The following is an 11,931-nucleotide window of genomic DNA, read 5'->3' as shown; positions in this document are numbered from 1 at the left end:
TTAGATCTCCTCAAAACGCATGGACATGGTTCGTGACTGAGTTTCCATTCCTAACGACTCATAGAAACCCTGAGCTTGTTGGTTAAACTCCATTACCTCCAACCTAAGTTCTATCGCTCCTCTCGCCTGCGCCCATTGATTAAAAGACTTCATTAACGCTCGACCAGCACCTTTGCTCTGAACCTGATCGTTCACCACAATCGTATTGACCCTGCCACCTTGTGCGGCTGAATAAAACTGACGCCTTTGTTCTGCGTTACCTTACCCGCTAAAAAGCCAACGACTTGCTTGTCGTCTACTGCAACCAAGAAAGCGCCAAGTGGGTCAAGCATCAAACCTAACCAATACTCTTCACTGTCGGCCAAGCCTTGTGACGCTGGTGCAAATACCATAGGCGCACCAAGATGATGTTGACGGTTTATCTGCTCAGAGAGCGCTAAGATCGCGTTAATATCAGTTACCTTGGCCGTCCGGATTTGCATATCATCACCTTGTTTGAATTCAATAACACCTTAGCAAAAATGGCTTAGTTGTGCACCGTTACACTGGTCAACTCAGACGCTCTGTGAAGGCTGAACATTAATATTAGGCACTATGTTTAGGGAAATTGTTCCGTAAATCTCAGGCACATTGCCAGCCGTTGAGTGCTACTATCTCTGCAGAATCAATATACTAACGACGACTAACGACTGGATACCTATATGATTAAGTTTGCTGTAATTGGAACCAATTGGATTACACAAAAGTTTGTTCAAGCTGCGCACGAATCTCAATCGATGCAACTTGCTGCGGTTTACTCTCGAAATCTAGACAGCGCGGCACAGTTCGCCCAAGAATTTGACGTTGAAACCACGTATGACTCACTCGACGCATTGGCCAATGACAACACTGTAGAAGCCGTGTACATCGCTTCCCCTAACTCACTGCATTGCGAGCAATCTATCTTCATGATGGAACACGGCAAGCATGTTATCTGTGAAAAGCCGGTTGCATCAAATATTGATGAAGCAACACGCATGTTCGAAGTCGCTGAGAAAAACGGTGTGGTGCTGTTTGAGGCGTATAAATCTCAATTCTTACCGAACTTTAAGCAAATTCAACTTGGGTTAGAAAAGATTGGCAAGGTACATAAAGCACACATCAACTACTGCCAGTATTCATCGCGCTACCAAAAATACCTAAACGGCGAGAACCCAAATACCTTCAACCCAGCTTTTTCTAACGGCTCATTGGTCGATATTGGCTTTTACTGTGTTGCCGCGACAGTCGCGCTATTTGGCAAACCTGAAAACGCACAGGCTTCTGCAAAGCTACTTGATTCAGGTGTCGATGCTCATGGCTGTGCGATCTTCCAATACCCTGAGTTTGATGTGACCCTTGCGCACTCCAAAGTCAGCGACTCTTATGCGCCAAGCGAGATCCAAGGTGAATTAGGGGCGATCATCATCGATCACATCGCTGAATGTACTGACGTTAAGATCCGCTACCGCGATGGCACGGTAGAAAACCTTACTCAAGCGCAAAGCGAAAACTCCATGAGTTACGAAGCGCAGGCCTTTGCTAGCTGCATTGCTGGCGACAACGCAACACAAGCGCAGGCCCAACTGCGCGCTTTAACGGTTGCGAAGTTAATTACAGAGATGCGCCAACAAGTTGGTGTAGTGTATCCAGCGGATAAATAACGTCACAGCGTAAGTTAACAAACTGATTTTTAATACATAATTATTTATACATAACTGAATTTAATCTTTACGACAAATAACCGGATTAGTTGATTGAGGTCCCATCTGTTTAAATCCGCGTTCGATATCTATCGTATTTATTTAATTTATTGAAGGTGTGTAAAGTGTTTTCAGTTGATGATCGCGTTGTAGCAACAAAAGGTGTTGAACTAGGTGAAATGGTAGTAACTGGCCTAAGTGCTGGTGGCGGCTACGTTCACGTTACAACGGTAGAAGGCGCAATGACGCTTACTTACCCAGCGCAAGATCTTAAAAAAGCATAGTTTAACCACTCTGCCCTTTTAGTAGTCACTCTACTAAAGGTAACAAAATTGAGGCTTTGGCTGACTTCACTCTTCTGCATTAGAGTAAGCAGCCAGAGCCTTTTTTATGCCCGTCATTTACCCACTAGCTTTCTCATTAGCTTACTCGTTACAATAAAACCGCACTCAACTGACAATAGAATTAGGCAACGAGTTTCTACACTAGGTGCTTATTCTCATCGTTCTCTTGATATTCCCGTGCACTTAATCGCAGTGAATAGTTCTTGTTAACAAAGGCTTATTGTCTGCGAAAGTTTCTGGTACATTAGCATCATCTTATACTAAGAAAGACCCGAATGAGGGAAGCTATGAAGCTTTACATTTACGATCACTGCCCTTTCTGTGCAAGAGTCTCCTACATTGCTCAATCGCTAGGCTTGAACATTGAGCTTGTTTCTGTCGATTATGATGATGCCCAAACCCTTATCGATCTGATCGGTAAAAAGATGGTACCCGTCTTACAAAAAGACGATGGCTCTATCATGGCAGAGAGCCTAGATATCATCGCGTACTTCATGGACTTGAAATCAAGCGATGAGCAGCGTGTGCCATCTGAGCAAGTGACTGTGTTCCAAACTCGCGCATTCCCTCTTACTCAACAGATTGGACGCCCACGTTGGTGGAACCTCGACTTGGCTGAATATCGCTCTGCTGGAGCCAAAGAAGCTTGGCGTGCCAGTAAAGAGACCGAAGGTTTTAACTTTGAAGAACTGTTAGAAAAGACGCCTCAGTTCGTTCAACTGATTAACCCATTACTGAAAGATGCCGAACTCTTACTGGATCTAGAGAATGGTGAGTCATCACTGCCTCTAATCGATCAAGCGGTGTATTTCTCGATGCTTCGTGGCTTTTGCGTAGAACCAAACATCACATGGCCACCAGCACTTGAACGCTGGTTAGAAAAGAAAAGCGAAACGCTAAAGCTGTCTTTACTTCGCTAGAAAGCTATCTCGATTAAGAAAGCAAGCTCTGATTAAGAAAACAAGCTCTGACTCGCAAGCGACTACAACGAGCACAAACAAAAAATCGAAGCTCTCAGGTGTAAACTGCGAGCTTCGATTTTCTTTTATCTGGCCATTCTATTTCTCTAAGGCTTTGTCTTACAGCAGACGCCTTCTCAAACCTGTTCGCTCCAAGATTCGTGTCGAAATTTCTTCAACCGATAGTGAAGAGGTGTTGATGTAAGGTATCGCTTCTCGACGGAACATCGCCTCTACCGTTTGCAATTCATACAAACATTGTGAGTCACTGGCGTATTCGCTGCCTGCTAAGCGGTTCTCACGAATTTCAGTGAGCCTTTCTGCATCAATGGTCAAACCAAACAGCTTATGTCGGTAAATCTCAAACTCTGGCAACAGCTTTAAGCGTGCCAAGTCATCGTGGATAAATGGGTAGTTTGCTACGCGTAAGCCAAACTGCATCGCCATATACAAACTTGTTGGTGTTTTGCCACTTCGAGAAACACCCAACAAGATGATGTCGGCTTCTTCCAGCCCTTTTAGCGTGATGCCATCATCATGCGCGAGCGTGTACTCAATCGCAGCAATACGGTCGAAATACTTCACCGAGTCCTTGTTTACACTGCGTGAGCGCTGCAACTTAGGAACAGGCGCCATCTGAATGTCATCCTGTACTTTCTGCACGATGCTCTCTAACACGTCATAACAGTGCGCGGGCGCTTCTAGCAATTTGGTTTTGATATCAGGTATCACAATCGAAAAGAACACTAGCGGTTCTAATCCGGTATCACGATACGAAATTTCAATCTCTTTTAATAAATCAGAAAGTTTGTCCTCACTTTCCACAAACGGAAAGGTTTTTTCATTGGCTTTAAAAGGGAATTGACCTAGAACAACATGCCCTAAAGTCTCACATGTTATGGCCGTTCCATCAGAAACATAGAATACATCACGACTTTGGATATCAATTTGCATTTTTTATTTAATGTTTAAAATTATTTTGAGTAGGATGGGAACCATAATATATATAACGAAACCCTGCTGACTATTACGTCCCCCACAGCTTTAAAAAATAATTTACATTTTTTAAACTGATACGTAATCGTTTGCCTTTAAATCCCTACAATGCTTGCTATGTTTCTGGAGAAATAAATGCAAAATAATACCCTATGGTTCAATGGCCTATCCATGGAAGATGTCGACAAAGTCGGCGGTAAGAACGCCTCACTGGGCGAGATGGTTTCTAACCTGTCCAATGCTGGTGTTTCTGTACCTAATGGTTTTGCTACCACCTCTTATGCGTTTAACGACTTTCTTGATTACAAAGGTCTTGATGAGCGCATTCACCAACGACTTGATGAACTTGATGTTGAAGACGTTGACGCCCTGCGTAAGACAGGTGCAACGATTCGACAATGGGTTCTAGATGCACCCTTCCCAGAATCACTAGAGCAAGACATCCGTGAGAACTACCGTGAGCTAATTGAAGACAACGAAGAATTGTCTGTAGCGGTTCGTTCATCGGCAACCGCAGAAGATCTTCCAGATGCTTCTTTCGCAGGCCAGCAAGAAACCTTCCTTAACGTGAAAGGCATCGACGCGGTACTCGAAGCAACCAAGCACGTTTACGCGTCACTGTTTAACGACCGCGCTATCTCTTACCGTGTACACCAAGGCTTTGACCACCGTGGCATTTCATTGTCTGCGGGTATCCAGCGCATGGTTCGCTCAGACAAAGCCTCTTCAGGTGTGATGTTCACGCTTGATACTGAGTCTGGCTTCGACCAAGTGGTATTCATCACCTCTTCTTGGGGCTTGGGTGAAATGGTTGTACAGGGCGCAGTGAACCCAGACGAGTTCTACGTTCACAAGCCAATGTTAGAAGCGGGTCACTACCCAATCGTTAAAAAGACGTTTGGTTCTAAGTTGATCAAGATGATCTACTCGACCAATCAAGAAATCGGCAAGCAAGTCGATATCATCGACACCGACACTCAAGAGCGTAACGAGTTCTCACTCAACGATGAAGAGATCAAAGAGCTAGCAAAACAAGCGATGATCATCGAGAAGCACTACCAACGTCCAATGGACATTGAGTGGGCGAAAGATGGCATCGACGGCAAGCTTTACATCGTTCAGGCTCGCCCAGAAACCGTATGTTCTCAAAGCGATCAAAACGTTATCGAGCGTTACGAGCTAAACAATAAGGCGGATGTCTTGGTTGAAGGCCGCGCTATCGGTCAGCGTATCGGCTCTGGCCCTGTTCGCTTGGTTGATTCTCTAGACCAAATGTCACTGGTTCAAGAAGGCGACGTGCTGGTAACTGACATGACAGACCCAGACTGGGAACCTGTGATGAAGAAAGCGTCTGCGATTGTGACTAACCGTGGTGGCCGTACTTGTCACGCTGCGATCATTGCTCGCGAGCTTGGTATCCCAGCGATTGTTGGTTGTGGTACAGCAACAAGCAGCCTAAACGATGGCGATACCGTGACAGTGTCATGTTCAGAAGGCGAAACAGGCTACGTTTACAACGGCGAACTCGATTTTGAAATCAAACGTTCTGAGGTTGATGAGCTACCAATGCTACCAACCAAAGTAATGATGAACGTGGGTAACCCAGATCGTGCCTTCGACTTTGCACAAATCCCGAACGAAGGTGTTGGCCTTGCTCGTCTAGAATTCATCATCAACAAGATGATCGGTATTCACCCTAAAGCGCTGCTTAACTTCGATGCACAAACGGATGAGCTAAAAGCGGAAATCAACGAACGTATTCGTGGCTACAAAGATCCTATCGATTTCTACGTAAGCAAATTAACAGAGGGCATCGCGACCATCGCTTCTGCATTCTGGCCTAAGCGTGTGATCGTACGTATGTCTGACTTTAAGTCGAATGAGTACAGCAACCTTGTAGGCGGCAAAACATTTGAACCACATGAAGAGAACCCAATGCTGGGCTTCCGTGGTGCATCTCGTTACATCTCACCAGTATTCGAAGACTGTTTCGAGCTAGAAACTCAAGCGATCAAACGTGTTCGTAACGAGATGGGTCTTAAGAACGTTGAAATCATGATTCCATTCGTTCGCACGCCAAGCGAAGCAGCATCGGTTATCGACATTCTGGCTAAGTTCGACCTACGCCGTGGCGACCAAGGTCTGAAAGTCATCATGATGTGTGAGCTACCATCGAACGCAATTTTGGCTGATGAGTTCTTGAAGTACTTCGATGGCTTCTCTATCGGTTCAAACGACATGACACAGCTGACGCTTGGCCTAGACCGAGATTCAGGCGATGTGGCACACCTCTTCGATGAGCGTAACCCAGCCGTGAAAGCAATGCTGAAAATGGCGATCGATGCAGCAACCAAAGCGGGTAAATACGTGGGTATTTGTGGCCAAGGCCCATCTGACCATGACGACCTAGCAGAGTGGTTAATGGAGCAAGGCATCAGCTCTGTTTCACTAAACCCAGATACGGTTATCGATACGTGGTTGAAGCTAGGTAACGTTGTTAATAAATAAGTAAATAAGTAACGCTTCACGCGGTACCTTAACGACAAAAGCCAGTCACGTTGACTGGCTTTTCTAGGTTCTTTGCAAATTAGCTGGCTAGAGCGCTAGAAGTAGTATCTCACACCAACCCAAGCCTCGGTTTGCCAACCATTCGGCATTGGCACACCTTTCACATCAACATCCGCTTTGGTAATGTCATAGCGCGTATTCAACCACCAAGTTCTTGCAGTGTTCATCGGCACATTTAACGATGTTTTAAATGAGAAGTTTTGCATGTCGATATCATCACCAGAAAGATCTTGCCACTCAGGAACCAAAGACACATAAGCGCCAGAGTCACCGAGATGCTTCGCGGTAATCAAACCAAGCGAGTATCCCGTTAAATCATCTTTAGATGAAGTGACGCCAGGGATCTCCATACTACCAGTCATCAGTCCTGCTCTTGGAAATACCAGGAATCCACCGGTATAAGCTGGATTAATCGCAACAACACCGCCAACCGACAATAAGTCATTTTTAATACTGTTGCGCGTATTAATATAATCTAATGAAAGACCCACTTTAGGCGTAGCTTTCGTCCCTGTTTCAAAGACGTGGAAGTACTGAATTCTAGAGTTGCTGTACTCTGTACCGAATTTGTCTGGATCGCGAAGCGCTGTGTTGCTTTCATCGACAAACGTCCCTTCGGCCAGTAGGGCAAACTGCTGACCGTTTTCTAAACCGCCAGAAACTTGCCCTTGAAATTGGATATCTGAACTACCATTCAGCATCAATGCAGCTTGAGTATAAACTTTAGTGACATCAGCAGGATCGATAACACGTTCGGAATCTGAATCGGCATGTGCAGGAAGGGCTAGACCTAAACTCAACGGGATTAATAGAGCAAACTTTTTCATTATCTCTCTCGAAAGTCGTTTGCTTCCTCCTTGAAGCCTGGAACATCCTGTTAGGTAATAAATAGATTACTTGTCAGCAAGTAGTTTTGCTGCCGAACGCATTAGTGCAGGGCCTTTATTCTCACCAAAACCTGAGTGGTATGGGTTGGTTGAGAACATCACACCCACAAAGTCACGTGCAGGATCGATGTAAATAAATTGGCCTAGGTTGCCACTTTTCGACATTGCACCGTCATTGAAAATGAAATCAAATTGGTATGCGTTGTAGTCTGCTTTTTCGTTGTATGCGTGCAGTGAACTGCTCTCTTTGCTAGTACCTACGAATGCTTTTGGATCACCGCCGTTGCGGATACGATCAATCACAGCTTGTGACACCACTGGCTCATCAGCCACCGCTTTCCAGCTAGGTGTAAATAGTGTTCCCCAGCGAGCCATGTCTTCTACCGTTGATGAAACCAAGCCAACCGCGATCGCCATGCCATCTGGCGTCAAGTTGAATTGCATTGGTTGACGTGCGTGCACTTTTGACCAAACACGATCTTCGAATACTTGAGTCCAAGTTTTGTTCTCAACGTTTTCAACTAACTTAGTCAGCACCATGGTGTTGATAGATGCGTAACGGAAATGGTCACCGGCTTTTTCACCTTCCAGTTTCTGTGCACCTTGAGCCACTTCCATCCAAGTTTCCATTTCACCCGTTTTTGCACGAGGTGAGTTAAACGATGCCGCAAAGAAACGCACCACATCAGAGTCTGGGTTCAAGATAGACTCTAATGTCTCTTCATTGTCTAGCGCGGTCGACATGTTCAGAACTTGGTGTACTGTGATGCCATCCCAGTTCGTTCCTTTCAATTCAGAAACATACTCAGCGATCTCTTTTTCAGGGTCGACTTTGCCCTCTTCCACTAACATTGCGATCACTGTGCCAACCGTCGTTTTTGCTGTAGATGCCCAAACGTGCGTATCTGTCGGCTTCATACCTGGGTAAGCTTCGTAAACGATCTCCCCTTTGTGAATCAACATAAAGCCTTGGGTACGGAACTGTTCATCCGCCAAGTACTCATCCATTGTCAACTGACCTTTGCTTTCAGTATCAACTTTCAGTGCAGCGAGTCGTGGGTCGATATTTTTGACTAAAGGCTTGTACTCTTCGTTTGGAGCCGCCAGTGCCGTTGGTAGAAACTCACTCATGTGCATGTTGTAGTAAACGCTGTGGTCGCCGCCCATCTGCCAATGAAAGTTATTGAATAACTCACGAGCTGAGTCAGTAAAACTTGGGGTAAATGCTGTGCTCGCCTCTTTCACGGTCAAGGTAACTTGAGCACCTTCAACTTTCAGAGCTTCTTCAACTGGGTTTGCTGCAAGAGCAAATGATGATGCGGTCGCTAACGATACTAGAACGGCATTGTGTTTAAGTTTCATAATTGTTCTCCTGTTTGGGTTAGGAAAAGTATAGGGAGATGCGCTACACTTAATTAGGTCACTTGATGACATTTAATGGTAGGCACAAAACAATGAAAGCATCATCGAACACCACCAGCATACTGCTCACTTCGACCAGTAACATTGCTCCATATATTCAGTATTGTGACAAACATAGACTGGATTGGCGCACCGTCGCCGTTGCGTGCGGTCTACCCATTGAACTGACACAATCCAATCAATGGCTTCCTACACAAGACGTGATTCGCTTCATTCATGGCCTTGAGCGTAAGTTTGGCTATTCGATAGGGATTGAGGTTGGACGTAAGGCCTCTCTAGAGCAATTGTCACCTGAGCTAGACCGAAAAATTGAACAATGCACTTCTCTCGAGCAAGCGGTACGCTGCTTGATTACTGAAATATCGACCTTAAGTAATCACGTCACCATATGGACGGAAAAAAGCGATGGATTGTGGTGGCTGTGTCATCGAAGTTGCTATCACCCATCGACCTCAGGTTTTGAACAAGCAGAATGGTTTCGTGCCCTGACCGTGATTAGCCTATGCCGTAAGTTCATTGACAGTCGCTGGCAACCATCACACGCCAAGTTGGTCTCTAAGAACAACAGCGCACGTAAATTACCCAAGCATTTCTTTGATTCTGATATTCAGTTTGAAGAGCAATACGGTGCGTTCTCGATTCCGCTGCCCGATGATTATCGTGCCATTTCAGAACGAAATAGTACCCAAGATTGGCATCACGCTGTCGAGATATTAATAGACACCTATGCGACTCTACCTTGGTTCAATATTGAGTGGTTTGCGACCATGCTCGGCATGACAAAACGAACGCTGCAGAGAAACCTGAAGAGCAAAAACATTCTCTTTAAACAAGCCAAAGAACAAGTTCGGGAAGCTAAAGCAAAACAGCTACTTGAAGAGACCAACCTTTCTGTTCAAGACATCAGTTGGCAAGTGGGTTACAGCGACTTGAGTAATTTCAATCGTGCATTCAAAGGTTGGGTTGGAGTCACGCCACCAAGTTATCGGGATAAAGCGAAACATTAGAAATAGTCGAATGGAAAACCTTTAGACCCAATCCGCTAATATAAAACTCAGAAACAAGATACGACACCTTAAATTTCAATAAGCGAACGCATAAAGTTGCATTGCACAATGCTCACATACCGATGAAACTGTGCAAAGGTAATATCGATAGATTTAATGACATTTATTGGTATCGAGCTAACGTTACGTTATCCTTTACGCAATTCTTCATTGAATGGATTGTCACTACGACAAACCTACCTTCAAGACTGATAAGAGTGTTATGAATTCTACGACCGCAACTCCCTCGCCTTCTCTTGGCCGACAACTCTATACAATGACATGGCCAATGCTGTTTGGGGTGCTCTCCCTGATGAGCTTCCAACTTGTAGACAGTGCTTTTATTGGCCAGTTAGGCGTACTGCCGCTCGCGGTTCAAGGCTTCACGCTACCAATTCAGATGATCATTATCGGGATTCAAGTCGGACTAGGCATCGCGACAACGGCTGTGATCGCGAGAGCTATTGGGGCTAACGAGATACGCTATGCCAAACAGCTCGGCGGATTAGTCGTTGCGATGGGCAGTGTGAGTGTCGCGCTGTTCTCGGTCATCATCTATCTGTTGCGTGGTCCTATTTTACAACTCCTCGATGCACCACCGACGGTACTGCCGATCATTGATTATTACTGGATCTATTGGCTGGTAAGCTCTTGGACAGGCGCACTGCTCTACTTTTTCTACAGTGTGTGTCGTGCCAATGGTAATACCATGCTGCCCGGTTCGATGATGATCGCGACCAGCATCATCAACTTGATATTGGACCCGATTTTCATATTCACGCTCGACATGGGCATCAACGGAGCCGCGATTGCGACCATCTTGGCGTTCGGTGCGGGTATCTTTATCGTTGCTCCTAAGGTAACTAAGAAGCATTGGATGACATTCGACTGGCACGATCTTGATATCGGCAAGAGTATTCGTTCTATAGGAAACATCATGGGGCCTGCGATGATCAGTCAGCTACTGCCACCAGTCTCTTCGATGCTCGCCACCAAACTGCTTGCAGGCTACGGCACAGCAGCCGTTGCAGCTTGGGCGCTAGGTTCACGTTTTGAGTTCTTTTCGATTGTTGCAGTGCTTGCTCTGACTATGTCGATGCCACCTATGATTGGCCGAATGTTGGGAGAAAAGAACCTAGGGAACATACGTAGTCTTGTGAAGATTGCCGTGATGTTTGTATTAGGATTCCAATTGGTGATCGCACTGGTAACTTGGATGTTCTCTGGCGGGTTGGCAAATCTCATGACCAGCGAAGACGAAGTCTCGACCATTTTGAACTACCACTTACTTATCGTTCCTATCAGTTTAGGGCCGTTGGGTATCTGTATGCTGATGGTTTCTATCTCGAATGCGCTTGGTAAGTCTTATACTGCCTTAACGATATCAGCACTGCGCCTGTTCGCCTTCTTCTTGCCTTGCTTGTGGATTGGTTCGCAGCTTGCTGGTATTGAAGGCCTGTTCTGGGGTGCCATGGTGGGTAATTTGCTTGCCGGTACATGTGCTTGGTTTATGTACCAACGCGCACTTGGGCAAGTCGAGGCTAAGCTTTCTAATTAATCAGTTAGCGAACTAAACGGCTTGCCAGCTAAACCGCTATAAAGTTATTAAACGAAAAAGCAGCCACTTAGGCTGCTTTTTTAGTTTCAGACTTAAAATATATTGGGGTTAGACTTGCTCAAAGTAAGCCAAAAACTCACCGCAATCTTTTTGGAATGGTGGCAATATTTCTGCTAGTGTTTCATCATCCCAATGCCACCATTCAAAGCTTTCTAATCGCCCGGCATAGCTAGGAGCATCAAACCGAGGACGCAGTTGCCAAACGCAATCGAGTATGGCGGTACGCCTTAAGCAGCGGTTGCCAACGAAAACAATCAACATAAATGAGTTAATCATTCCATTGTATCAAAGTACTTCACCAGCCTAAAACTGCAGTACTTCAGTTTCATTCGGGACCATTTTAAAAGGAAGTTATACCAATTAAAGTAAA

General features: G+C 45.4%; 10 protein-coding genes and 1 pseudogene. 6 read left to right on the top strand and 5 right to left on the bottom strand.

The genetic code is table 11. The annotated features are described in order from the left end of the window. Nucleotides 1-482, bottom strand: a pseudogene (locus AB4512_RS20065) (N-acetyltransferase family protein). Between the two features lie 219 nt (nucleotides 483-701). On the opposite strand from AB4512_RS20065, the gene AB4512_RS20060 reads away from it, so the two are divergent. From AB4512_RS20060 to grxB, 3 genes are all read left to right on the top strand, one after another. Then, nucleotides 702-1,682 carry a Gfo/Idh/MocA family protein gene (locus AB4512_RS20060; RefSeq protein ID WP_372054445.1) on the top strand — a complete coding sequence of 327 codons (981 nt, stop codon included), beginning with the start codon at nucleotides 702-704 and terminating at the stop codon, nucleotides 1,680-1,682. A gap of 164 nt (nucleotides 1,683-1,846) precedes the next feature. Beyond that, entirely contained in the window at nucleotides 1,847-2,005 is a 159-nt protein-coding gene (locus AB4512_RS20055) for a hypothetical protein (protein ID WP_004733064.1), read from the top strand. Between the two features lie 347 nt (nucleotides 2,006-2,352). Beyond that, nucleotides 2,353-2,985, top strand: a complete 633-nt coding sequence (gene grxB, locus AB4512_RS20050) for a glutaredoxin 2 (RefSeq protein WP_372175445.1) — start codon at nucleotides 2,353-2,355, stop codon at nucleotides 2,983-2,985. A gap of 159 nt (nucleotides 2,986-3,144) precedes the next feature. Here the strand turns inward: grxB and AB4512_RS20045 are convergent, their stop codons facing one another. Continuing rightward, nucleotides 3,145-3,978, bottom strand: a complete 834-nt coding sequence (locus AB4512_RS20045; protein WP_017060559.1) for a pyruvate, water dikinase regulatory protein — start codon at nucleotides 3,976-3,978, stop codon at nucleotides 3,145-3,147. A gap of 177 nt (nucleotides 3,979-4,155) precedes the next feature. On the opposite strand from AB4512_RS20045, the gene ppsA reads away from it, so the two are divergent. Further along, complete coding sequence (gene ppsA, locus AB4512_RS20040) at nucleotides 4,156-6,528, top strand: phosphoenolpyruvate synthase (protein WP_372175444.1); 2,373 nt, start codon at nucleotides 4,156-4,158, stop codon at nucleotides 6,526-6,528. Between the two features lie 95 nt (nucleotides 6,529-6,623). Here the strand turns inward: ppsA and AB4512_RS20035 are convergent, their stop codons facing one another. Both AB4512_RS20035 and AB4512_RS20030 read right to left on the bottom strand, forming a co-directional pair. After that, nucleotides 6,624-7,415 (bottom strand): hypothetical protein, encoded by a 792-nt coding sequence (locus tag AB4512_RS20035; RefSeq protein ID WP_017060557.1) that lies wholly within the window; start codon nucleotides 7,413-7,415, stop codon nucleotides 6,624-6,626. Between the two features lie 66 nt (nucleotides 7,416-7,481). Then, nucleotides 7,482-8,837, bottom strand: a complete 1,356-nt coding sequence (locus AB4512_RS20030; protein WP_372170296.1) for a serine hydrolase domain-containing protein — start codon at nucleotides 8,835-8,837, stop codon at nucleotides 7,482-7,484. Nucleotides 8,838-8,929: 92 nt separating this feature from the next. Between AB4512_RS20030 and AB4512_RS20025 the strand changes: the two genes are divergently transcribed. Both AB4512_RS20025 and AB4512_RS20020 read left to right on the top strand, forming a co-directional pair. After that, entirely contained in the window at nucleotides 8,930-9,904 is a 975-nt protein-coding gene (locus tag AB4512_RS20025; protein ID WP_017071579.1) for an AraC family transcriptional regulator, read from the top strand. 262 nt (nucleotides 9,905-10,166) lie between these two features. Beyond that, a complete protein-coding gene (locus AB4512_RS20020) occupies nucleotides 10,167-11,501 on the top strand; it encodes an MATE family efflux transporter (RefSeq protein ID WP_372175443.1) in 1,335 nt (444 codons plus the stop codon). 108 nt (nucleotides 11,502-11,609) lie between these two features. Here AB4512_RS20020 and AB4512_RS20015 read toward each other — a convergent pair whose 3' ends face one another. Next, nucleotides 11,610-11,837 (bottom strand): phosphonate metabolism protein, encoded by a 228-nt coding sequence (locus AB4512_RS20015; protein ID WP_372126755.1) that lies wholly within the window; start codon nucleotides 11,835-11,837, stop codon nucleotides 11,610-11,612. Between the last annotated feature and the right edge of the window lie 94 nt (nucleotides 11,838-11,931).

The organism is Vibrio sp. 10N.222.52.B7 (assembly GCF_041474275.1).
In the GTDB taxonomy this organism is placed as follows: domain Bacteria; phylum Pseudomonadota; class Gammaproteobacteria; order Enterobacterales; family Vibrionaceae; genus Vibrio; species Vibrio crassostreae_C.
This window is presented reverse-complemented; position numbering and strand designations above follow the sequence as displayed.

What these genes read in the sequence shown, in the direction of transcription:
- AB4512_RS20060 (WP_372054445.1), top strand. Translation starts at nt 702, where the DNA reads ATGATTAAGTTTGCTGTAATTGGAACCAATTGGATTACACAAAAGTTT.
- grxB (WP_372175445.1), top strand. Translation starts at nt 2,353, where the DNA reads ATGAAGCTTTACATTTACGATCACTGCCCTTTCTGTGCAAGAGTCTCC.
- AB4512_RS20045 (WP_017060559.1), bottom strand. Translation starts at nt 3,978, where the DNA reads ATGCAAATTGATATCCAAAGTCGTGATGTATTCTATGTTTCTGATGGA.
- ppsA (WP_372175444.1), top strand. Translation starts at nt 4,156, where the DNA reads ATGCAAAATAATACCCTATGGTTCAATGGCCTATCCATGGAAGATGTC.
- AB4512_RS20035 (WP_017060557.1), bottom strand. Translation starts at nt 7,415, where the DNA reads ATGAAAAAGTTTGCTCTATTAATCCCGTTGAGTTTAGGTCTAGCCCTT.
- AB4512_RS20030 (WP_372170296.1), bottom strand. Translation starts at nt 8,837, where the DNA reads ATGAAACTTAAACACAATGCCGTTCTAGTATCGTTAGCGACCGCATCA.
- AB4512_RS20025 (WP_017071579.1), top strand. Translation starts at nt 8,930, where the DNA reads ATGAAAGCATCATCGAACACCACCAGCATACTGCTCACTTCGACCAGT.
- AB4512_RS20020 (WP_372175443.1), top strand. Translation starts at nt 10,167, where the DNA reads ATGAATTCTACGACCGCAACTCCCTCGCCTTCTCTTGGCCGACAACTC.
- AB4512_RS20015 (WP_372126755.1), bottom strand. Translation starts at nt 11,837, where the DNA reads ATGATTAACTCATTTATGTTGATTGTTTTCGTTGGCAACCGCTGCTTA.